Source organism: Ruminococcus sp. 1001136sp1 (assembly GCF_039841815.1).
Taxonomy (GTDB): domain Bacteria; phylum Bacillota; class Clostridia; order Lachnospirales; family Lachnospiraceae; genus Blautia_A; species Blautia_A faecis.
Genome location: NZ_JBDPGY010000007.1, coordinates 189,429 through 213,214 on the forward strand (window position 1 = coordinate 189,429; position 23,786 = coordinate 213,214).

Annotated in this window: 21 protein-coding genes and 1 pseudogene; 3 read left to right on the top strand and 19 right to left on the bottom strand. The window is 42.8% G+C overall.

The window, feature by feature from the left end; all coding sequences use genetic code 11:
- Nucleotides 1–144: 144 nt before the first annotated feature.
- The 8 genes from ABHC48_RS08245 to ABHC48_RS08280 all read right to left on the bottom strand — a co-directional run bounded on the left by ABHC48_RS08245 (nucleotide 145) and on the right by ABHC48_RS08280 (nucleotide 10,734).
- Nucleotides 145–945, bottom strand: a complete 801-nt coding sequence (locus ABHC48_RS08245) for a 3-keto-5-aminohexanoate cleavage protein (protein WP_195700174.1) — start codon at nucleotides 943–945, stop codon at nucleotides 145–147.
- Nucleotides 946–1,117: 172 nt separating this feature from the next.
- Complete coding sequence (locus ABHC48_RS08250; protein ID WP_118577674.1) at nucleotides 1,118–2,593, bottom strand: four-carbon acid sugar kinase family protein; 1,476 nt, start codon at nucleotides 2,591–2,593, stop codon at nucleotides 1,118–1,120.
- 310 nt (nucleotides 2,594–2,903) lie between these two features.
- A complete protein-coding gene (locus ABHC48_RS08255) occupies nucleotides 2,904–4,865 on the bottom strand; it encodes a beta-L-arabinofuranosidase domain-containing protein (RefSeq protein WP_195700173.1) in 1,962 nt (653 codons plus the stop codon).
- A 110-nt stretch (nucleotides 4,866–4,975) separates the two neighbouring features.
- Nucleotides 4,976–5,641, bottom strand: a complete 666-nt coding sequence (locus ABHC48_RS08260; protein ID WP_173773003.1) for an aspartate/glutamate racemase family protein — start codon at nucleotides 5,639–5,641, stop codon at nucleotides 4,976–4,978.
- A gap of 308 nt (nucleotides 5,642–5,949) precedes the next feature.
- Nucleotides 5,950–7,425 carry a glycerol kinase gene (locus tag ABHC48_RS08265; protein ID WP_195700172.1) on the bottom strand — a complete coding sequence of 492 codons (1,476 nt, stop codon included), beginning with the start codon at nucleotides 7,423–7,425 and terminating at the stop codon, nucleotides 5,950–5,952.
- Between the two features lie 147 nt (nucleotides 7,426–7,572).
- Nucleotides 7,573–8,505 (bottom strand): transketolase C-terminal domain-containing protein, encoded by a 933-nt coding sequence (locus ABHC48_RS08270; protein ID WP_195700171.1) that lies wholly within the window; start codon nucleotides 8,503–8,505, stop codon nucleotides 7,573–7,575.
- Nucleotides 8,498–9,331: a transketolase gene (locus ABHC48_RS08275; protein ID WP_173715704.1), complete on the bottom strand. Its 834-nt coding sequence runs from the start codon at nucleotides 9,329–9,331 to the stop codon at nucleotides 8,498–8,500. Before ABHC48_RS08275 ends, ABHC48_RS08270 begins: the two co-directional genes overlap by 8 nt.
- Nucleotides 9,332–9,333: 2 nt before the next feature.
- Nucleotides 9,334–10,734, bottom strand: coding sequence for an L-fucose/L-arabinose isomerase family protein (locus ABHC48_RS08280; protein ID WP_195700170.1), 1,401 nt, complete (start codon nucleotides 10,732–10,734; stop codon nucleotides 9,334–9,336).
- A gap of 346 nt (nucleotides 10,735–11,080) precedes the next feature.
- Between ABHC48_RS08280 and ABHC48_RS08285 the strand changes: the two genes are divergently transcribed.
- The 3 genes from ABHC48_RS08285 (at nucleotide 11,081) to ABHC48_RS08295 (ending at nucleotide 13,880) form a co-directional block, all read left to right on the top strand.
- Nucleotides 11,081–12,088, top strand: a complete 1,008-nt coding sequence (locus tag ABHC48_RS08285) for a LacI family DNA-binding transcriptional regulator (protein WP_173770814.1) — start codon at nucleotides 11,081–11,083, stop codon at nucleotides 12,086–12,088.
- 410 nt (nucleotides 12,089–12,498) lie between these two features.
- A complete protein-coding gene (locus ABHC48_RS08290; RefSeq protein ID WP_195700169.1) occupies nucleotides 12,499–13,200 on the top strand; it encodes a hypothetical protein in 702 nt (233 codons plus the stop codon).
- 101 nt (nucleotides 13,201–13,301) lie between these two features.
- On the top strand, nucleotides 13,302–13,880 hold the full coding sequence (locus ABHC48_RS08295; protein ID WP_173770815.1) for a TetR/AcrR family transcriptional regulator: 579 nt from the start codon (nucleotides 13,302–13,304) through the stop codon (nucleotides 13,878–13,880).
- A gap of 109 nt (nucleotides 13,881–13,989) precedes the next feature.
- On the opposite strand, the gene ABHC48_RS08300 is transcribed toward ABHC48_RS08295, so the two are convergent.
- The 11 genes and pseudogenes from ABHC48_RS08300 to ABHC48_RS08350 all read right to left on the bottom strand — a co-directional run.
- Entirely contained in the window at nucleotides 13,990–15,534 is a 1,545-nt protein-coding gene (locus tag ABHC48_RS08300) for an AMP-binding protein (protein ID WP_195700168.1), read from the bottom strand.
- A gap of 79 nt (nucleotides 15,535–15,613) precedes the next feature.
- A complete protein-coding gene (locus tag ABHC48_RS08305; protein WP_195700167.1) occupies nucleotides 15,614–15,844 on the bottom strand; it encodes an acyl carrier protein in 231 nt (76 codons plus the stop codon).
- A 97-nt stretch (nucleotides 15,845–15,941) separates the two neighbouring features.
- A complete protein-coding gene (locus tag ABHC48_RS08310) occupies nucleotides 15,942–17,330 on the bottom strand; it encodes a condensation domain-containing protein (RefSeq protein ID WP_195700166.1) in 1,389 nt (462 codons plus the stop codon).
- 236 nt (nucleotides 17,331–17,566) lie between these two features.
- Nucleotides 17,567–18,538 (bottom strand): alpha/beta fold hydrolase, encoded by a 972-nt coding sequence (locus ABHC48_RS08315; RefSeq protein ID WP_243284580.1) that lies wholly within the window; start codon nucleotides 18,536–18,538, stop codon nucleotides 17,567–17,569.
- Nucleotides 18,539–18,682: 144 nt separating this feature from the next.
- A complete protein-coding gene (locus ABHC48_RS08320) occupies nucleotides 18,683–19,633 on the bottom strand; it encodes a Fe-S-containing protein (RefSeq protein WP_195700165.1) in 951 nt (316 codons plus the stop codon).
- Between the two features lie 29 nt (nucleotides 19,634–19,662).
- Entirely contained in the window at nucleotides 19,663–20,799 is a 1,137-nt protein-coding gene (locus ABHC48_RS08325) for a Fic family protein (protein ID WP_173770820.1), read from the bottom strand.
- 491 nt (nucleotides 20,800–21,290) lie between these two features.
- Nucleotides 21,291–21,464, bottom strand: a complete 174-nt coding sequence (locus tag ABHC48_RS08330) for a hypothetical protein (protein ID WP_226814914.1) — start codon at nucleotides 21,462–21,464, stop codon at nucleotides 21,291–21,293.
- Complete coding sequence (locus tag ABHC48_RS08335; RefSeq protein ID WP_173703807.1) at nucleotides 21,451–21,792, bottom strand: nucleotidyltransferase domain-containing protein; 342 nt, start codon at nucleotides 21,790–21,792, stop codon at nucleotides 21,451–21,453. The genes ABHC48_RS08330 and ABHC48_RS08335 overlap by 14 nt, the downstream gene beginning before the upstream one ends.
- Nucleotides 21,793–22,267: 475 nt before the next feature.
- Nucleotides 22,268–23,107: a site-specific integrase gene (locus ABHC48_RS08340; protein ID WP_330382804.1), complete on the bottom strand. Its 840-nt coding sequence runs from the start codon at nucleotides 23,105–23,107 to the stop codon at nucleotides 22,268–22,270.
- A 198-nt stretch (nucleotides 23,108–23,305) separates the two neighbouring features.
- Nucleotides 23,306–23,500, bottom strand: coding sequence for a zinc-ribbon domain-containing protein (locus ABHC48_RS08345; protein ID WP_202017096.1), 195 nt, complete (start codon nucleotides 23,498–23,500; stop codon nucleotides 23,306–23,308).
- 145 nt (nucleotides 23,501–23,645) lie between these two features.
- Nucleotides 23,646–23,786: pseudogene (locus ABHC48_RS08350) on the bottom strand (peptidase S51); the annotation flags it as partial.

Sequence of the window (23,786 nt, forward strand, 5' to 3'; positions counted from 1 at the left end):
GCCAACATTTGTTTTAACCCATCCTTTCTGACATATATTTCTTTGGTATATCGTAACTGTTCAGTACCTTCATGGTCACACACTTCGCAGAATAACATCTACTGAATAATTACGATCCAACACTTTATATTTTTAAATTGTATTTTAGCGTTTTCTCAGATTCAACATCTGTCTTGCCTCATCCGGAGTCGCTGGCTCCAGACCCATAGCGCGGATCAGATTTACCAGTTTCTCAACCACCTGCCAGTTGTACTCGGCCTCTACACCTTCTGCCAGATAGTGGCTGTCTTCAAAACCAACTCGTACTACCGTTGCTCCCATAGCAATTGCAGCGGCCAGGAATGTCCAGTTATCACGTCCAAAGTGGGTAACGCCCCAAAGTGCATCAGATGGAACAAAGGAACGGAAAGCTGCCAGCATCTCTGGAGTAGGCTGCATGCCGCCTTTGTGACCAAATACCAGATTAAACAGCATTGGATCTGCAAATGGCTGCTCAGATTTTACCACTGCCATGTTATGTAACATTCCAATATCAAAAACTTCTGTTTCCGGAAGGATTCCTCTCTTATAAACAGCGTCTGCGCAGTAGCGGATATCATCAAAAGAATTAACATAGACTGCTTCGCCAAGGTTTGTACTTCCGCCATTGAGAGATGCGCTCTCTACCTTGGGATAATCAAGCGGATTGCAGCGTTCCTGGATATTCATATCCGAAACACCGCCTGTAGACGCCTGAACTACCACATCTGTCCGTTTCAGAATCTCATCAAAACACTCAGACATATAAGAAATGTCAGGTGTAAGGCTTCCGTCTGGTTTACGGCAGTGAAGGTGACACATAGCAGCACCAAGTTTTACGCTTTTCTCTACATCCTCTGCAAGCTTTACTGCATCCACACTGGTTCCTGCCTGTACAGGTGCCAGGGATATAATTACTTTTCTCATTATGTAAACCTCCTATTTAAGCGAACCTCTTTCTAATAGACATCTTCCTAACATACAGAGTCTCCGTAAGCTGTTCAAAACAGACTAAAAATTTACTTGTTATGTCATTAAAACTCTTACGTAATTGAAATTTGCCACTCGCGTAAACGAAGACCTGCAATCATGCTATTTTTCAGATCAATTCCTCTACAATTTCCTTCAACGTACTTACTTCACCCACATTTCCCGGGAAAATAATGTATGGCATTCCAGGGAATTTGCTTTCTTCACCGGTCATCCATACCGGGATTCCCTTCTTCACCTGTCCCATAACACGGGCTTTCTTTACCCGAAGTGCTTTCGTTCCTACGTCAGATGAAGTGATTCCGCCTTTTGCAATGATAAATTTCGGCTTCACAGAAAGCTTTCCGATAATACTGGTCACTGCGTTGGAAATCTTTACAGAAATCTGCAGTTTCTCCTCCGGAGTCATATTCTCCGGCGCAAGAAGCTGTCTGCTTGTATAAATTACAACGGTTCGTCCAGACAGGATTTTCTCCTCTGCTGCCTTCACCGTTCTCTCTACCTCTTTCTCCAGACCATTTTCTTCGAATACGGTATTTACCTGAAATTCCATAAAATCAGCCTGTCCGTCCAGTTCTTTCAGACAGTTCAGCTGGTCTGTGGTCTTCTTTACATGGGAACCGATCAGAACGATTCCTCCGTTCTTCGTGTCACCCTCCAACTGCTCTCTTCCAAGAAGAGGCTGGTCAGAAATCCTTCCCATTACTTTGGTGAAAGCTGCTGCTGTTCTTGCCATGTAATGCTTTCCTTCTTTCATTGCAAGCACCAGTGCTGCGCAGAAAACTTTCAAATCTGCATAAGATACTGCATTGACGATAATTTTCGCCATATTCTGTGCGGACATCAGCTTCTCCTTGATTCCCTGCACATCCAGAGCATTCAGTTCGTCCAGAGAAATGGTGATACAGTCCTCTTTATGGTACTTTCCTTCTGTTTTTTCCTCTACGTATTCCGTAAGATCCGAGGATTTGTAGCCGAAGGTTTTGTCCCTGGCAAATTCCGTCATACCGGCTGGAACCAGGTTGTCCTGCTCTTTTACATAATGGATATTGTCCATTGTGTAGCGGCCACCTTCGGGAAAAAACGGGCAGATGATCTCACCGTCAACAGCTGTGCTCCCTGCAGAAGCTCCATTGTCTGCTGCCGTCTTCTCTGGTCCGGCTGTATTCCCGTCAGCCAGGCCTTCCGCCAGAAGCTGTGTTTCCAACGGATAATGACCTCTTAAAGTGGAATCTCCACGGGAAATGATCATGAAATCCTGTCCCAGTTCCCCTGCCACCTTTGCCACACGTGCGGCAATATCCTGGTGTACCTTTGTGGTCTCTTCCACAGAAAAGCTGCGGGAATTGGTGAGGATAAAAAACATGGATTCTTTTTCCTCAAAGCCCTTGCGGATGGATTCTTCCTCCCAGTCCGTATAAACAGACACATCATGAACCGTCTGCACACCAGTAGGATCATCATCCAGCACTACCAGTTTTTTATGAAAACCTTCCATTGCCTGGGAAAGAAGGGCTTCTGCTTTGTCAGCATCTGTTTTGCTTCTCTCCTCGACGGTATGGAAAGGAATTACTTTACATTCCATAATTTCTATAGCTCTCCATTCTGTTCGTTCAAAGTATAATAAGAAATTGAGTGACATTTGCTATTCCACCGCCATCGGATTCTGCACGGCAGGATTTTTTATATTCATATCCCAGGTTGTAATAACTCAATTGTTACTGTTCACTCCGTTCACAGTAACACGCTTCGCGATGCACAGAAGGACGAACCTTCTTGTGACAAGCACAAGAAGTAGCGTTTGCTGCGCAAACTTAACTCTCGGGTTTTCTGTGAACTTTGTTCACAAAAAACACCTCGCGGAATGTTACCAGTGAACAGTAACACTCAATTTGTTATACGGTATATGCGACAGGGAACCAGATCCTCATTTCTCCATAATCACGGTTATCCCATGCATAATACGGAATCAGACGTACATGCTTTCTGCTCATGCCATGATATTTCAACGGCTGATAAAGCGCATTTCTGTCAAATTCAGAACGGTCAATGGCATATTCCTCAGTTTCAAGAGCCATCATTCTTCTTCCCTGGATTTCAAACTCCACAGGAGTAAATTCTGCGTTCAGATCCAGGTAAACATCATCCAGATCTGCTGCATGGGTATCTACACTCTCACAGCAGTATACCAATGGTCCCCGCTCAATTGCAGCCTGTCCCACAGTTTCTTCCACCATATTGTTTGCAACAGTATAGCGAACCTTCATATCCAGACTCAGCTGCACATCCATATTCTGAGGATCTTCCACCAGAATATCAAGGTAAGTTCCAGCATCCTCTTTCGTCAGTTCACGGTCTGCACCAGCGCCCTTAATGGAACCGCCCGCTGACCATCCCGGAACACGAAGTCTTAAATGGACCGGGGCATTTATTTTCACATCTTTTGCTGTAAAGCGGATTGTTCCGTCAAATGGATAATCCGTAGACTGCACAAGTGTAAATTCTCCACCATTTTCCAGCTTCACCTGCGCCTCACTTGCACCGTACATACCAGTCCATACACTGTTATCCGATGTCAGATATGCATATTCACTGGACTGTGCAATGGTTCTTGCCAGGTTTGGCGGACAGCAGTAGCTGAGAATATATTCGCTTCTGGTAAGAGGCCAGATCAGCTTATAATCAAGCTCTTTGGCACGTCTTAACATATTTTCATAGAAGAATCTCTTACCATCCAGACTCAGTGCAGCCAGGTTGGTATTTAACATCATTCGTTCCAGAATATCAAAGTACTCTGCCTTTGGCTCCAGCTGGAACATGCGGTACGCCCAAAAAACACCGCCCAAAGATGCACAGGTCTCATTATATGCCGTGATATTCGGAAGCTGATATTCATAACCATAAGCCTGATGCACAAGCTGATGGTCAAAAAAGTAACCATATGGAGAAGCACCATTATATAACGCTCCACATCCGCCTGTGATATAAAGCTTTTTATCCACAAGACTTCTCCATACCTTGTGGAGAACCTCCATATAATCCGGATCTTCCTCTTCCAGGCAAAGGTCAGCCACACCTGCATAGAGATAGTTTGCACGTACAGCATGTCCCAGAATCTTTTCGTGCTGCTTCAGCGGAATCTTATCCTGGTTATCATCCATACCATTTTTTACACTGTCGCGAAGAGCGATTGCCTGCTTCGCCAGCTTCAGATATCGTTTATCACCAGTAGTACGGTACATTTCCACAAGTCCCATATAATGAGACGGGCAGACGGCAGTCTGAACTTCTCCGGTGCGCTCTGCTTCTTCGTAAAGATGCTCCAGATAATCTGCGGTTTTTGCCGCTATTGTAAGGAAATTATTCTTTCCGGTAATTCTCTTGTGCACACACGCTGCTGTAAACATATGACCGAAGTTATAAACCTCAAAATCATTGATATCGCCCATTCTTGAGACTCCGTTCCCGGTTCTCTCACCGATAATCTGCTTTGTGGAAAGATAACCGTCAGGCTGCTGTGCTCTGCCGATCAGGTCTATATAATTCTCAATTTCTTCCTTCAGCAGCTGATTGTCTGTCTGGTAAGCAGTATAGATGGCAGACTCCATCCATTTATAGAAATCTCCGTCTCCAAAAACGGTTCCATCAAAATCTCCCTCTGCATCGCCAGCACAGATCTTAAAATTCTCTACTACATGACTGATATCTTTACTGTCAAACATATGTTTTAGCTGAGGCACCGTGCTATTGGCACAGGTGTCAAAGCGTTCCTTCCAAAGACCGCCTGTCCATTTTACTTTCATTCCATCCAGGGCATGGACCTTCGCGTATGGGGATCCGGTTGTATCTGTCAGCATGATTATTCTCCTTCTGTAATTTCATATTCTGTTTTAACGGACATGTCGCCCATCAGCGACATCACCATATAGGAAAGTCAGCTGTTCCGCAATATTCCATATAGTATTCTTTATAAGCCTTTCGCTTTCAATGCTGCAGCAAGTGCCTGCGCTCCAAAGCGCGGGCTGGAAAGTACCGGTTTGCCGATTTTCTCGTGGATTGCGTCCTCTGCATAAGCCATAGAGCCCTGTGCCAGAAGAATTACGTCTACCTGGTCTGCGATCTCAGCAGCTTTTCCGCAAAGAAGTGCCTTAAACTTATCTTGGTCTGCACCAAAAGCATCTACCAGGCCATCCACCAGTTCTACATGGCGATTCATCTCTCTTGCCACACGGGAAACTGTATTCTTAGTTGGTTCCAGGGTGGTAGGCAATGTAGCCAGAACGCCCACTCTCTTGCCAAGGCGGGCTGCCTCGCGGCACATCTCCTCATCAATACGGACAATCGGAATACCTGTATAACGGCCAATATCCTGAGCCGAATCTGCAACCTCGCCAACAGAAGAGCAGCAGTTCAAAACCGCATCTGCGCCGTCAGAAACAGCCTGCATATACATTCCTACAAGACGGGCTGCTGCGCCTGCTGTTACATATCCATGCTCTCTTACTTCTGCCAGAATAGACGGATCCTGATAATTCAGGATCTCCGGTGCATCGCCAAGATTTTTTCTGATTTCTTCATTTACACACTCGATCAGCTCTGGTGTGGTACTTGTATAAACAATTCCTAATTTCATTTCCTTGTTCTCCTTCTCTTAACCAATATAGAGCCTTTTCAAATACGCTCTGCGTTTTCACAAAGCTCCGGAAGCTTTCTCCCAGGCTCTGTATTTTCACTTGTGAATTTTGCCCTATTAAAGTATCAAAACCCACTCCATCCTTTTATAGTTTATACAAAAATTTTACGATTACAGGGCCTCCACCGTCAAGTCCAATTTCTTTATTTAGTGTCACATTTATTTAGCGATGCAGCCACCATACAGACAAAAAGGGACGGCGTAGTTTCTAACCGCGCTGTCCCTCCTGCTTGTACCCTTAAATAAATTTATTTGTTTGTGATCACAGAAGCAACTGCTTTCTTCCATCCTGCATACTTCTGCTCACGTTTTTCCACTTCCATGTCCGGTTTATAGGACACGCGGTTTAATTTTCCAAAAATACTTTCATCCCAGACGCCAAGCTGCAATCCTGCCGCATAGGCCGGTCCAATAGCGGAAAGCTCCTCGGAATCCGGAACCAGAACTCCGGCATCTGCAATATTGCTCTGGAACTGCATCAGATAGTCGTTTCGGGTCGGACCGCCATCTACGCGAAGCTCCTTCACCGGAACACCAGCGTCCTCAGACATAGCCTGTACAACATCTGTAATCTGATAGGCAATACATTCAAGTGCCGCTCTTACAAACTCAGCCTTGCAGGTAGTACGGCTCATGCCTACAACAGAAGCTCTCGCCTCGCTGTCCCAGTAAGGAGCGCCAAGACCGCTGAATGCAGGAACCAGATACAGGCTGTCCTCCTGAATGGCTTCTTTCGCCAGTTTACCGGTTTCTCCAGGAGAAGAAATGATCTGAAGATCGTCCTTCAGCCAGGTAATAACAGCGCCTGTATAGTTCAGATTGCCTTCAAGCACATAGTTAACCTTGCCACCGATTTTCCACGCAAGAGAAGTAACAACCCCATGAGTACTGAGAATCGGCTTCTCCCCAATATTCATCATAATAGAAGAACCGGTTCCATAAGTGGATTTGATCATACCAGGCTGCAAACATCCCTGTCCAAAAAGAGAGCCGTGGGAATCGCCCATTACGCCATGGATTGGAATCTTATGAGGAAGAAGTCCCTCGAAATCCGTTTCGCCGAAGCAGGCGTCGGAATCTGTAACCTCTGCCATATTTGCCGGATCAATGCCAAATAATCCGCAGATTTCCTCATCCCATTTCAGGTCAAAAATATTGAAAAGCTGTGTTCTGGAAGCATTGGAATAATCGGTTCTGTATTCTTTGCCCTCTGTCAGCTTGTAAACCAGCCAGCTGTCAATCGTTCCATGGCAGATTTCGTGACGTTCTGCCGCCTCTTTTGCGCCCTCTTCATTTTCCAGAAGCCATGCGATCTTGGAAGCCGGGAAATATGGAGAAAGATTCATTCCGGTTTTCTGGCGGATCAGCTCTGCTGCGCCAGCCTTTTCCACACGGGCACAAATATCCACGGCACGGGCACACTGCCATACAACTGCATTTCCATAAGGCTTGCCAGTCACCTTGTTCCAGGCAAGGGAGGTCTCACGCTGGTTGCTGATACCAAGACCAACTACGTACTCCTTCTCAACGCCCTCCAGAAGCTCCTTTACTACTGCGAGAACATTGCTGTAAATTTCCTCCGGATCATGGGAAACCCAGCCCTTTTCATTGATGATCTGCCTGTGAGGGCGGTCGGTACGGCGCATAATGCTTCCTGTCTCATCGAAAAGGAGCGCCTTGGTACCCTGGGTACTCTGATCAATACTAATAATATATTTCGCCATGTTTACTATCCTCTTAAACTTTTCTATTCTCTAAAATCAACATCGCTGTACCTTAAGTCTGTTTTGTAATTAAATAATAAGCGTGCCTGACCGGATCTGCACTTTGCAGTCTGTCAGTCACGCTTAAATTTGTTTCTTATTTGATTTTTATTTCAGAGCTTCCACAGCCTTCTTCGCAATACCCTCAGCATTTAATCCATAGTAATCAAATACTTCCTGTGAGGTGCCTGTGATAACCGGAGCATCCGGAAGAGCCATGTTCAGCACTTTCTTCGGGCAGTTAGCACCAACAACCTGTGCAACCATAGAACCCAGTCCACCAAATGGAGCGTGCTCTTCTACAGTGATCACTGCCTTTGCATTCTGGGCAGCTTTGATAACACCTTCTGCATCAAGCGGTTTCACGCAGTACATATCCAGTACAGTTGCGGAAATGCCCTGCTCCTCCAGTAATTTGGCAGCTGCAAATGCCGGACGAACCATCTCGCCGCAGGCAATGATTGCCACGTCTGTTCCCTCTTTCAGAACAGTTGCCTTGTCCATTTCAAATGGGCAGTTATCTTCTGTATAAATATCCTCAACCGGATTTCTCCCAACACGGATATAAGATGGTTTCTCATCCTTCAACAGAGCCTCGATCAGATGCTTTGTCTGATGACGGTCACTTGGAAGGTAAACTCTCATATTCGGGATTGCGGACATAGCTGCGATATCCTGTGCAGAATGATGGCTCATTCCAAGTGCGCCGTAGCTGATGCCACCGCTGATACCGATAAGAGTAACATTTGTATTGGAGTATGCCACATCAACCTTGGCCTGCTCGTAGCTTCTTGTGGATAAGAAGCAGGCTGGTGAGCATGCAAATGGTTTCTTTCCACATTTTGCAAGACCTGCGGAAATACTTACCAGATTCTGCTCTGCAATACCGGTCTCAATAAACTGATCCGGGAAATTATCTGCAAATGGTGTCATGGAAGCGGATCCTCTGGAATCGCTGCAAAGCACCATAATATCTTTGTCTTCTTTTGCTTTATCCATCAAAACTTCACAGATGGCCTGTCTATTTGGAATCTTATTCATGAAGAGCGGCCTCCTTTCTTGCTGCAAAATCCGCGATGATCTGATCATATTCTTCCTGTGTTGGAACCTTGTGATGCCAGTTTGCCTTGTTTTCCATTACGGAAGAGCCACAGCCTTTTACAGTGTTGGCAATTACAGCGGTTGGTTTGCCTTTTACAGTTTTTGCTTCTTCAAAAGCAGCATTTAACTGGTCAATATCGTTTCCGTCTTTTACATCGATCACATGCCATCCGAAAGAACGGATACGCTCATGGAGATCATCATGTCCCATAACGTCCTCTGTATTTCCGGAAATCTGAAGACGGTTACGGTCAATTACTGCACAAAGGTTGTCCAATTTGTACTGATGTCCTGCCATGAAGCCTTCCCATACAGACCCCTCTGCCAGCTCACCGTCACCCATTACGGTGTAAACACGGTAATCTCTGTTGTCTTTTTTGCCTGCAAGAGCCATGCCTACGCATACAGGAAGTCCATGTCCCAGAGAACCGGAGTTCATCTCGATTCCAGGAAGCTTATTGTTCGGGTGTCCGATATATTTGGAGCCAAATTTTGAAAAATGTGCTTTAATATCTTCCAGGTCCAGAAAGCCCTTTGCTGCAAGTACAGCGTAGTAAGCCTCTACAGAATGACCTTTGCTGAGTACGAAACGGTCGCGATTCGGGTCATCCATGTTTTCCGGAGAAATGTTCATCTGGCAGAAATACAGGCTCATCAAAGTATCGATCACACTCATGTCGCCGCCGATATGACCGCCCTTTCCGGCAACAATAATATCTACAGTATCTTTTCTCAAGTCAAAAGATTTTGCCTTTAAATTTTCCATTCTCATTCACCTCTTAAATATGCTTTCACATCTTCTTCAATAGGATCATATAAATCAGGAGTGATTCCCATGTATTTGCATGCCTCGTAAAGTACCGGAACTACATCTTTATGGATACCTACACAGTGATGGATGTATGGTCCTTCTACAATCTTGGCTTCCAGACGTTTGATGTTCTCAACCTCAATCCAGAGATAAGTTCCCATACCTTTCGGTCCGTCAACGCCTTTTGCTTTTCCAAGGAGCATGGAGTATTCTCCGTTATCGCCGTCGAAACGTGCCAATGTCACTTCGCCATGCTTTGCTTCTGCTGTAATGCTTCCCGGATGGCTGAAGGCCAGCGGATAAGTAAGCTTCGGTGTCTCTCTTGCAACAGAGATCGGCCATGGTCCGCAGTGCTGAAGGAGCTCGCCGTTTTCAATGTCAGGATGGCGGATGGTCCAGTCTGCAAAGAAGCTTCTTGTGTCATCAAGTGCTGCTGCCTCAACAAGAAGAGCGGTAATTGCACCGTGAATATCTGTCTCACATACAACCGGAATTCCCTCTTCATTGAGAAGTGCGTTTGCTGCACATGGCATAATTCCGATCTCGCTCTGCAGCTGGTTCCAGCACTGGATAGCAGCTGCCTGACAGCCGTATTTCTTAATAAGATTTCCCATAGCAACCTTCAGAGCTGCTACATTCTCAAGCTCGTTGTCTTTTACACAGATTTCCATGTTCTGGCGGCAGTATTCTACAACCTTTGCAACCTCTGTTCCTTCTGCTTTTGCTTTCTTCATCTCATCTGTCAGCTCTGGCATTGGGATTGGGGTCAGCTGGATGTTGAATTTCTCAAGAAGTTCACCCTCGTTGCACATGGTGGACCAGAACTCGTATGGTCTTGTGGAAATCTGAAGAATTCTCATGTTGCGGAAGGTTTTTACTACATTACAGACAGCCATGAAATCACGAAGGCCACGCTCGAATACCGGATCATTCAGTCTGCAGTTTGTCATATATGTAAATGGAACGCGGAATCTTCTGAGGACTTTACCTGTTGCAAAAAGTCCGCACTGTGTATCACGAAGACGAACACCGTTCTCGTCTGGTCTCTCATCAAGAGGTCCCCACAGAAGAACCGGTACATTTAACTCTTTTGCAAGTCTTGCGCATTCAAACTCAGTTCCGAAATTGCAGTGCGGAAGGAAAAGTCCGTCGATTTTCTCTTTTTTGAATTTCTCTGCAATCTTGATGCGGCCTGCCTCGTCATAAAGAAGACCCTCGTCATTTACATCTGTGATGTCTACAAAATCGATTCCTAATTCTTTTAATCTGTCTGCAGTAAGTCCACGATACTTAACTGCGTCCGGTGCACTGAAAATGCTTCGTCTGGTTGGCGCGTAGCCGATTTTGATCTTTGCCATTCTGGTATTCCTCCTTGTTTATATTTATTATTTTCTTTTGTTTTTTCTTAGCTATAAAATCTTTTTTTATTACTTACCCAGATATTCTGTTTGCTTTTCTTTATAGCTCTAGTATAGGTCTCCTTCAGCTTTATTCCAATAAAAAATAAAGTATTTTTGACTTTATTTCCGCTTTATTTTTCACAAATATATTGTTTATTTTTCAATTAAGAAGTACAATATATACAACAGAAAAAATTTCTGCCAAAGAAATATGAACAGTTTCCACAGGAAATCCTTTTACGTCTAAAAACAGGTGAAGCTTTATCTTTTTGCTTTACAATTATTACTCTGGGAGGTGCCGCAAATGTCCATTACCGCAAAAGAACTGGCTGAAAAACTGAATCTTTCACAGACTGCCGTCTCCATGGCGCTGAACAATAAGCCCGGAGTCAGCACGGAAACCCGCCGGATGGTGGTAGAAGCTGCTGAAAAATACGGCTATGACTTTACCAGACTTTCTCTAAAGAAAAATAAAGCTGGAAGCATTTACGCGGTAAGCTATCGTTCCCATAATGCCATCATGTCCTATTCTCCTATTTTTGATGCTATGGTGGAGGGTATGGAATCCGTAGTGCAAAAGGATAATTATAAGCTGAAAGTAATCACATTTTATGAAAAGCGTGATAATCTGGAACATTATCTGGGGGATTTAAGAACTACTGACTGTGTGGGAATCATTTTGTTTGGTACTGAAATGCGGGAGGAAATGGTCCGTCCTTTCCTGAAGCTTCCTTTTCCGGTGGTGATTCTGGACGCTTATTTTGAAAACCTTGACTGCAATTATGTCGTTCCCAATAATCGTCAGGGAGCTTATCTTGCTACCGATTATCTGATCAGCCTGAGAATGAAACAGCCTGGATACCTGCAGTCTGCTTACCCTCTCCGCAACTTTTCAGAACGTCTGGAGGGATTTTATCATGCTGTCCATGATAACGGAATGTCCCGTTCCCGCTGTATCATCCACCAGCTTTCTCCAACCATTGATGGTGCAATGGCAGATATGCTTGCAATTATTGACAGAGGGGATGCTCTGGCAGACTGTTATTTTGCGGACAATGACCTGATTGCAATCGGAACTATCAAGGCCTTGCGGCTCAGAGGCTACAAGGTGCCGGAGCAGGTGGCAATTGTAGGCTTCGACAATATCTCTGAAGGACGTATTATCGACCCCTCCCTTACCAGTATCAGCATCCCCCGTCATTATATGGGACAGGTTGCCGCCAGAGAGCTTCTCTCTCAAATAAACGAACCCCGGCAGCATACCTGTAAAATTGAAGTTTCGGCAAATCTGGTAAAACGATTTTCAGTTTGACGCAAAAAAAGGTATCGCAACCTTTCACTTCCGGTTGTGATACCTTTTTAATTACTTATTGCAAAGACGTTTAATTCCAAAACCCCTGTCTTTTTACAGTATTTATGATATATTTATTTGTTTCAATTTTTTCGAAAATATCGTCTTTTATTGTGGAATTATCACAAAATTTACTTTTCAATTATAACATCCGTACATTTTTTCATCTGAAAAAACCGGATTTTCTGCGCTCTTTTCACCCAAAACAAATCACGATGCATACAGATCATGCAGCCTTATATTTTACCCAATTACACTGGTAAAATCTTTACGTTTATGGTATACTTATTTCATTATCTGCAGATAGCAATGTCAGAAATATAGTAACCTGACATTTTCTACCTTACACTAATAACCGGAGGGATATTTATATGGATGAAAAAATCATGAAATTTTTAAGGAAAAACAATATCCATATCAGTAATATCAAATATCTGCTCAGACAGGAGAATAAGACCTGCATTTATATGACCGATGGACGAGTTGTGAAAACTTTTATCACAGTCAAAGATTTATATGAAATTCTTATACCTTATGATTATATTTCCATAAATAAAGGCACCGTGGTTTCCAGAGGACAGATTGATCATATTGAGAACTGCACCTATCATATGAAGGATGGTGTACGTCTGGAAGGACGTAAGCGTGGCGCGGCCACTCACAAATTTCTGAACAAATCTTTGCATCAAGATCTTGCCAAGACTTTATCTCCAAATATTCGTACGCGTTTTTCTGTATTAGATGATATGCCCCTTGCTTTTTGTGTAATCGAGCTGATTTTTAATAAAAACGGAACTGGAATTGACTTCGTTTTCCGCTATTGCAATAAAGAAATGCTTCTTCTGGAAGGCATGGATGTGCAGGAAATACTTGACCAGTCTTTTTATCAGGTATTTCCCAACGGAGATAAGAAGCTCCTTGCCGCATATACAGATGTTGCCGTGAATGGCGGAAGCTGTCGTCTCAAGACTTACAGTGCCAGGATTCATCGTGAACTTATTATCAAATGTTTCCAGCCATTGGAAAACTTCTGCGCATGTATATTGATTCCTGCCTATGAAATAGAGAAATAAACATTTTCCAAATTTCCATATATACATGATATGAGAGTCAAAAGGTCTTTTGCCACTCATATTCTTATATTTATTGATAAAATATTGGGAGGGAAGCGACTATGCAAAATCCAGTTCCTGACGAAAGATATTCTGTGGCGGATGAAGCCATCCTGGGTGCTTTTTTTAAACTTCTAAAGAAAAAAACTCCTGATCAGATCACAGTATCCGATATCACTAAGACAGCTGGTATCGCGAGAAGCACTTTTTATAATCATTATCAAGACATTCCTTCTCTTGTATCCGCTGTTGAGGAAAAGACGATCCAGGATGTTTTTTCTATAATGGAAAAATTTCATCCTGAAAATGACCGCGATATCTGTCAGTCCTATTTTCTGACTATTTGCCGCTATACAATGGAAAATCCTTTCCTGTCCAGTCTTCTGAGCACACCCCATGGGAATGATCTCTTTGAAAAAATGCTGACTATGCTTCATCACTATGTCACCGCTACTACCTCCAGTGCCAGACCCGGCAGACACACAAAAGAGGAAATATCTTATGTGATCACCTGTGCGATCGGCAGCACGATCGGTGTTCTTCACAAATGGACCCGTGATCATTTTGATCTTGAACCAGAAGTCATTGCAGAGATTCTGACTCAGGTTTTCCTGACTGGAATGCTGCCTCTTTTATCCTGACGTGTTTGTAAAAGCATTCCCACAAAGTGGGGCGTGCAGATTGCGGGAATGCTCTTTCAAACAGGCATAAGAAAAACCCGTCTAAGCAATTCACTCAGACGGGTTTTTCTTATGCCTGTGGCTCATCAATCAGGACATCCTGTCTCCTGATTTTCTTTGTTGTACTGCGTATAAACGGATTTTTTCGGATCACCAGACCTGTAATACGACGGTAGGTCGGCTGATTTTTATTGTATTCATCCAGAAATGCCTGAAGCTGTAAACGAATCATCTCAGTATCCAGTGCCTTTGCCTCCACAACTGCCTGTTCCGGATAGATGCGTGCTGTCAGACCATTCTCTTCACCTGTCACAATCACTTCCGCAACAAGCGGGTTCAGCGCAAGCTTGTTCTCAAGTTCTTCCGGTGATACATTTTCCCCATTGGAGAGAATGATCAGATTTTTCACACGACCATTAATAAAGAGATATCCATCTTCATCCATATAGCCCTTGTCGCCTGTATGCAGCCAGCCATCCTTCAGTGTTTCCGCTGTCTCATCCGGCATCTGATAGTACCCTTTCATAACACTTGTACCCTTTACCAGAATCTCCCCGTTTTCAAACTTTATCTCCACATTCTCAAGTGGTCTTCCGATTGAACCCGGCTTATGATTTTCCGGTGTATTATTACTGATAACAGGAGAACATTCCGACATGCCATATCCTTCCAGTATCTGAACGCCATATTCTGCAAAACGGTCAATATAGTACGGATCCAGATGTGCCCCGCCGGTAAAAATCGTCTGCAGTTTTCCGCCGAATACTTTTTCTGCAAGAACCGCCTTCGGGATTTCCGGACCAGCTGCCGCCAGTCTCTTATAAATTGTCTCAATCATCATCGGAACCATGAGCATGATATCTGGTTTAAAAATGCTCATATTTCTGACCATATGAAGCAGGGAGTCATTGATACAGATAGTTGCCCCCTGAGAAAATCCTTTCAGCCAGTCCATGACAAGGCAGAATGCATGATGGATTGGAAGTACACTGAGCATGGCAGTTCCAGGCTCTGCTGAAATCTTAACTGCCTCAACGTTGGATGCCAGATTATTCTGTGTCAGCATAACCCCTTTGCTCTTTCCTGTGGTTCCGGAAGTAAAGATAATAGTCGCAATAGCTTCTGCATCCGGACAGGAAGCATCTTCTGCTGCGCTCTTTCCCATGGCTCTCAGCTCATTGATACTGTACACGCCTGAAGGCAGATCCTCCACCTCTTCCTGGAGCATCCATACTTTCTGAAGCTTGGGACAGTTTGCAAGAAATGCTTCCAGATATGGGCTGTGTTTCGGACTTAAGAAGAGTGCTTCGGAATCAGAGCGATTTATCAGGTCGATCAGTTCTCCACATGGGAGTGCAGCATCCAGCGGCACCGCTGTCGCGCATCCTGTAATAATCCCCAGATAGCTTTCGATCCATTCTACAGAACTGGTTCCGATTAATGCAATATGTTTTCCCTCAAACCCTTCTGCAAGAAGTCCTTTTCTGGTAGAAATCACGTTTTTCATCATTTCGCTGTAGCTTTTCTCCAGAACTTCTTTTCTGTTAAGCCATTTTACTGCTTTGACTTCGCCAAATTTCTGTACACTTTCTTCTAATATATTCCTGATCAGCATATTTTTCCTCCTTCACTGTTCAGTGAACTGACACTCTGTTAAGTCTTACTGTTCACTCCGGGAACAGTAACATTAAGTCCTACTGAAGCTCCTCAAGAAGCTTGAGTGCCTCCTCAAGAGTTGTAATTTTTGTCACTTCGTTTTCATCCAGTTCAATATCAAAGGTATCCTCAAGCTCACCCAGGAAAGACATAAAATCCAGGGACGTAAATCCCAGATTCTCGCGAAATCTCATCTCACCTGTCATCTCTTCCGGTTTCACTTTACTGTACTGCGCCACAATATTTTTAAATTCCATTTCCTGACTCATTCCATTTCCTCCTGATTTTTGATTTCTATAAAAACAATGCCGACAAGTTCTCGTTAACCACTCTTAACCTTTCAGGCTTTATGGGACCTGTTACTCTTTATACCTGTTCCATAATCTCTCCAATGCTCATATCCGGCTCTGCAATCCCTTTAAAAAGAATACGCATCATATAATAATACAACAGTTCCATGTCATGCTCCTCCAGATGAGCAGTCTGATAATGATAGGAGAAGTTCATTCCCCCATCCTCGGTGTGAGATACGGTCAGATACATCTTCTTGGTTGCAGCACCGTTTGCAAACCATTTGGCATGCTGGCGAATAGTTCCAAGCTTTTCATTCTCCACCTTCACCGGCATTGGCTGATAAGTCAGATAGCAGCTTTCATAGCTGGTATGCTCCGGTGTATGATATCTTTTTCTCATCTCATCCACAATAAATGCCGGATCATAATTGCTGTGCATATAAATTCGATTCTGCATATTCTGGATTTCATAAGCTGCCGAAAGAAAATCTGTCTCTGGTGAGATCACTGTTCTGCATGGAAACATAATGGTTCGGCTTCCTCCGGAAGTCCATTCGTCATGGGTAGAACGTCTGGATATAAAATTCTGGATTGTAATATCCTCCTGTCCATTATTTACTTTTGACAAATAAGTACGGATACCAAGCAGAAGCAGATTTGTCATAGAAAGCTGATGATTCATACAGAAATCCATCAGGTTCTGTGTTGCATACGGTTCCAGATGATAATCCTTTACTGCAACAAACAGCTCGTTCATCTCCATGTCAGAAGCACGAAGCTTCGGATTTCCATGGCGCTTTCTTGCTTCCTCCAATACAGACGGGCCCTGAATATCAGAATATAACGGCTCACCCAGTGCATCCAGCTGGTCATCCCAGAATTTTTTATCTTTTGCAAAACGCTTTTCATTGCCCGCCTTTGCCAGGTCTTTTTTCAGAACCGTTTCAAAATCTACCAGTTCCTGAGGGCAGGCGGTTCCATATCTGTAATGCGTATATAATTGGAACAGATCTTCGATCATAACTACAAGTCCACAGGAATCGATCAGTCTGTGATCCATATGTAAAAAGAAACCATTGTATCCTTCTGGAAGCTTCAGCATGGTAAATTCACACATGGGAATATTATTTCCGTCAAATGTTTCATATGCCCACTGCTGCATCAGCTCATCTGCCTTTGCCAGACTTTCCATTCCTGACAAATCCTTCAGCTCAATATCACGCGGGTCCTGTTTTTCGATATACTGTTTTACATTTCCCTCTTTATCCGGCTTTGTAAAACGGACTCTGGTACAACCGGAACGCTCTGTTTCCATCTGAATACATTTTTTTAATAATCCAAAATCCAGTTCTGCCTGTACAGAAGCCACAACGCTTACGCCAGATACCTGCTGTGTACCATAATCCAGGATCCAGTTGTGATGCATTTTCTGAGCTGCTGTCAAAGGATAATAATTTCTCATATAATAGATAACCTCCATTGTCCCGGTTTTCCTCTTTATCCGGAACAGAAAACATTGTATGTATGCTTCAGGTGAAAAAATATCATACCTTCTCAGGAAATACCAGTACCCTGAAGACTTAATGAACACTTTATAAAAAATTGACCGAGACTTATCATACATTTAACATAACAGTTCAAATGTGTATTTCCTGCTATGTACTATGTCTGATAAATCCCGGTCAGGATTTTTTCCGTTTAATCGTATTTTTCAAAAAATTCCATCATCTTATGCTGATACAGTTCCGGATCTGCATAGGCACTGCACAGATGCCGAGCGCCCGGTATGATCACCAGTTCTTTCTCTGCCCTGCAGAGCATATAATTCTGAAAAGAGTTATTGGGATACACATAGGTGTCCTTCTCTCCATGGAAAAAGAGAACCGGTCTTTTATTTTTTTTCATGGCTTCTGTAGTGTCTGCATCTTTCATATGAAATCCAGCCAGAAGAGAACAGAACCAGTCCAGTTCCATCAGAAGCAACGGAATATGATGCAGGTGAAACCAGTTAGCTGCCATATCACGCATCTGCCTTTCCATAGACTGAAAACCACAGTCCGCAATCAGGCCCTTTACCTCCGGTGGAAGAGTATGTCCTGATGCCATCAGCACAGATGCTGCACCCATGGACTGTCCGTACAGGTAAATCGGAAGCTTCTCTTTGTTTCGTTCAGCCATATATACGGCCCATTGCTGCACATCCCATTGTTCCTTTGCTCCAAAAGTAATATATTTCCCCTCGCTGTCACCGCAGCAGCGATGCTCGATAAACAGGACATCACACTGATGCTCATGCAGATATTTCGCCATAAACGACAACGTGCCAAACCGGCTGCCACGATATCCATGACTTAATATGACGATCCGTTTCGCAGCTTCTGCAGGCAGATATAATGCATGCAGTTTTAATCCGTCAATACTTTTGATATAACAGTCCTGCATGTTCTGTTCAAAGCACCATGCCTTACTCTCATTATATTCTCTGGCATAACCGTTCTGTGGATGATTTTCCCTGATATGCGACAGTTCAAACCATTTCTTTCTTTCCTTTTTCTGCTCTCCCCTTTTGCAGCAGACCACCATGTTAAAAAAGCGCCATCCCACCTCCAGGGATCCCAGAAAAACAGCCGCCAGTATTGCGAACAGCTTAATAATTTTTTTCTTCATCATGATTTCCTCCGCAGTTCACATTTTGAATAAGAATCCTGCCCGTAAAACTTCAGTTATATCAGATAGCTTTAAGGTCTTTCACCATAGACTCAGGTGGCAGATAAGGTATCCACCTTTCAAGCTGATAGCTCTCCGATGAAGATACTATTTTACCGGACCATCCCACGATGCAAATTGATCTGCATATGTATCCAGATCTGCCACACTTACCGTCAGTTTTCCGTCTGTATTCTTATAATCTATATACATAGGATTGCACCCGCCTGTAGTTTCACCTACACTGTCTGTCGTGAATACATTTCCACAATTCTGGCATACCAGTCTTCCGTTCTGTTCCTTAAAATACGCCCTTGGCGATGGATTGCATACCTGACATGTATTAAGTGATAAGCGCGGAGTTCCATCCGAGCCTTTTACAGCAATAAGCTGGATATTGGTTCCATTGGAATCGTAATTGATATACATTGGATTCGAAGTCAATGTATCTGCATTAATTGAAATTTCACCATTCTCTACGGCAGGAGTTTCATATACCACTGTTTCCTCTTTCTCCGCATCTGATTCCGTATTTTCAGCTTCTGACGTATCCAGACTTCCAAAACCAAGCATCAGAGGAACCGTTCCCAGACTGAACATCAGCATCGCAGCCGCACCTGAGACAGGATTTCCCGATCCAAGTGCTATAATCTGCATGGACTGCATGGGGCCACACGGCATCAGCCCATTCAACAGTCCGACAAAAAACGGTCTGTTCTCTCTTCTTTTCTTGTTTATTTTATCAGTCAGCCTTTGTGGAAATCTGATTTGGAACTTTCTTAATAATGTAATCCAGCCCAACATGTTTATTCCCATGATCACCATGAACAAACCCGCTATTATTTTCAATATCCCCTGCAGAAGCAGTGGAATTCCCATTCCGCCGCCTCCTGTTAACAGCATTCCCATTCCGCCCAGCAAAAAACCGATTACAGAATATGAAATCACACGTCCCGTATTATATAACAAGGATGGAAAGATTATCTTATTTTTCGGAGTTTTCCCATTGTCATCGTCTGCCACAGGAATGCACTGCGACAGATTAATCCCTCCACACATCGCTATACAATGAACAGATGTAAGAAGCCCTACTTCTTGAATTTATATCTTCCTTTTCCGTGACCGGATACCGGTTCAATAATGTCTGCCTTTACCAAATTGGAAAGAAGTTTTGAAGCACCTGAACCTTTTAGCTCAAGAAGCTCCATAACTGCACTTCTTCCAAACACCTCATCAAAACCAAATCTTTCAAAAAGTCTATGAATATGAATCGTCGTTTTTACTGAGAAATCACTACCTTTTCCGGAAAGCACACTTTCAATATCCACTTTTTTGTCTTGAATGTCCACTTTTTCATTCTCAATATCCACTTTCGAATCCCCAATGTCCACTTTTTCTTCGTTCAAAAGTCCACTTATATGAAGATTTCTATTATGAAGCTCATTTTTCTCGTTCAAAAGAAGATTTCTGAGAAATACTTCCAGATACTCTGTTGTTTCGTGAATACCTTTTTGCAGGTTCGTATAATTTGCACGGACAAGTGCATTTCTAAAATACCACGCATTTTCCGCAAAAATATCATTGGTTGCAGAAAAGCCCAGTGTCCTTAAATATTTGATAAAGAACACTGCCGTTGTTCTCGTATTGCCTTCTCCGAAGATATGGATTTGCCATAACCTTGAAACAAACACCGCAAGATGATGGATAATCTCGTCCATTGAAAGTCCTTTATAACTAAAATCTTTCTCCTGCGAAAAATCATATTCCAGTGTGGCTCTCAGTTCTGAAGCACTACCGTACATTACAGTTGCTCCATCAAGCACCCATTCTTTCTTTGTGATGTTGTAATCTCGAATCTTTCCGGCGTGTTTATAAATACCCCGAAAGAGTTTGCGGTGGATAGAGATATACTCATTTGGAGAAAATGAGAACGCTGTTTCAGAAAGAATTTCAGCAATACGGGACGAAACCTTATCAGCTTCTTCGGTACGCTCATCATCGGACAAATGCACAGGTCTTTCCTCATAGTAACTATCAATAAGGCTCTGTGCTTCTTTCATTGTGATTTTGCCTTCAATATTCTGAATGGCAGTATCAATCAAATATTTAGATGGTTTGAGTCCGTCCACTGCCTGAAGTCCGATTGCCGTACTCCAAGCATATCCCTTATGAGCTTTATCCGGTTCAGACTCCCTCAAATATTCCTTAAACGGGTCTTTTTCCATATCCACTACCTCGCTTCATAGTCTTATAATTCAATCTAATTTGTGCAGACTGTCTGCGCAAATTCAAATCTGCACTATTCGCTTTTCTGCATATCCTCATCAGCTTTTGCAATCATCTGTCTGTACTGTTCTTTCACACTTTCCGGTGCAAGTATCTGTACCTTGCCATTAATCCCCCAAGGGATACTGTTTCATTCTTATTTGATATTATACTATGAATAATCTATTTTTTTTCAAGATATGAGGATTCGTTCGCAACTTCTATTCGTCAAGGTGTTACTATTCACTCCGTTCACAGTAACGCGCTTCGCGATGCACAGAAATCATGCATTCGCATGATTTCGCGCCGCAATTCTCGGGTTTTCTGTGAACTTTGTTCACAAAAAACGCCTCGCGGAACGTTACCAGTGAACAGTAACGTCAAGGTGTCACTTTTTGATAACACCTGATACTACATTTTTGAGGATAAGAAAAAGAGAGGCCGAAGCACCTCAATTATGAATTGCAGACACAGCATGATAGATTCCGTAATATGCACGATTATTGGCACCACGAAACTCTTTCGCACCTAGAAGGATCTCTGCGGCTTTAATGTCACTTTGTGCCGTTTCAATTCTATACAGAACCAGATCCTTCTGTGTTCCTTTTTCATTAGGCTGCTTCAAATAGCTTTACCCCCTCTTTTTCCACGTTTGCATAAAATGGGTACGCATCAACCCAATTTTGAAAATGCTGTTGACTTTTAGCTATGGGCTTTATATCAAGATCGTGATCCATATTAAAATCAAAGGTTTCACCAGATAATTCATGCCGATACTGTTTTATATCCATATCAGATAAATCCAGAAGAATCATAATATCTATATCTGAATCATCCCTGTAATCACCTCTTGCATAAGAACCATACAAAATCACCTTTTTTAAATGTTTTCCATATATTTTCTGCAAAATTTCTGTGTACTGGTCCAATAAATTTCGTGTTGTTATCGGCATAGTCCCACCTCCTGCTGCTCATTACCAGTTTCAATGCCTCTCACGGCACCTTCTGTTCAAATATAGTAGATATCTTACTTTATTATAAGCGTACCACACTCGGTTATGCAATAAGTATTTTTCTCCAAATTTAGACAAACATCTCCCACTTAATAAGGAATAAAAGCAGCCACCCTATTATTTATAGAATAGCCGCTCAGTTAAAATTCCATATTCAGTTTTATTCTACAAATCTGACAGTGAAATTCGGTCGTATGCACCATTTTCTTATCTTCTGAGTGTGGCTCCAAACCGATAATTGTAATATCTTTCTGATCTGGACCGTAAACCCAGTACATTCTCATTGCGCCACTGGTTTTATTTTCCAGATATTAGTCTATAGCTCCATAGCTTATCTTTTGTTCCCTTTACATTTATTATAATCTTACTACCACTGCTTATGCAATAAGATTTTTTCGACAACGCCAGAAGAGAATCACGCATCCTTTTCCTGTCTGTTTTTCCATTCCTGCTTCTTTTCTTTCAGTTTTTTCTGGAAATCATCAAACTCTGCCTGTTTTAATTCTTTTGTTACTGTCGTATATATATCAAGTGTCACATCACTTCTGCTATGACCACACAGGTTCTGTATCACTTTAATATTTACTCCTGCTTCTACCAAGCGTGTTGTAAACGTATGTCTGAGTGAGTGGCAGGAGAAGTTTGGAAGTAACACGGGATTATTTTTTTCTTTCAGGAGCTGTTTGTCATTACAGTCTCTTATAATACGCCGTAAAGCCCTATTTAGGGTTCCCTGGTTCTGCACATTACCAAAGCGGTTTACAAAAATAAAGTTGTGGTACCCGTCAATAGTTACTTTGGACTGTATTCCTGCCAGATCCTGCATTTTTTTCTCTAACAGGAACGCATTCTTTACTTCCTCCGTCATAGGGATCTGACGCACTCCAGCTTTGGTCTTCGGAGAATGAATATCGAAATAACAGCCGTTCTCATCCCGATGTTTATAATAAACCAGCGTATGGTTCACGTCTATTATTCCAGACTTTAAGTCGATATCATTCCAACGTAACCCGGTAATTTCACCTACACGCATTCCAGTTCCCAGCATAACTGTAAAAATAGGAAGCCAATGATAATACTGTGAGTTCTCTTTGGACAAAAATTCCATAAACAGCTCCTGCTCTGGTAATGTCAAAGCGCGTCTATGTGAATCCTCATAATGATGAGAACTTTTTAATTCTTTCAGCAAATTATCTGAAATATTTCTTCTTATGTAATTGTCTTCAACAGCAAGCTGCAGAATCTGATGTATCACTGTATGAATATTATCTATTGTCGCAATCTTTAGGCCCCTTGCATTACTCTGGAGAGGGTTACGTACAAGAAAGCTGATTACTAAAGGCCTATGGATTTTTATAGATGAGTTCCAGAATCTTTCTTTGAAAGAGGATTCCGTTCTGTTAGAAATGCTGTGTGAAGCAAGAAAGTATCATGTGAATATTGTGCTGGCTACTCAGTCAATCGCTGGATACAGAAACGATATCAAAGCAGCACTGGATAAAACGGCAGTCCATTCGTGACCGCAAGCACCTTTCCACCATACTTTCTTATTCGAGCCGAAAGTTATACTGTCCGGTGTCAGTGGTAAATTCTTTTCTGACCACTCTGCAATCAATTCTGGATGTACTGCCGCTAAGCTGTTACTCATATCAAAACCTCCACTTCCTCTGTGATTAAAGTATATGAGGTTTCGGCTTTTTCTTGTAGTTTGCGAATATCCGTAAAAATAGAAAAAGCCCTTTGAGAAAAGATTTCTCCTCTCTCAAAGGGCTTGATAAATGGGAATTTTCAAATTAGTCTTTGCAAATAACCTTTGAACCTTCACCATCAATTACAATTCCCTGACGGTTGTTAATCGGGCATAGATTCAAATCCGAAAACTCAGTCATTATTTTCTCGGTAACTTTCTTAAATGGTGCTGTAAGATAATGCGG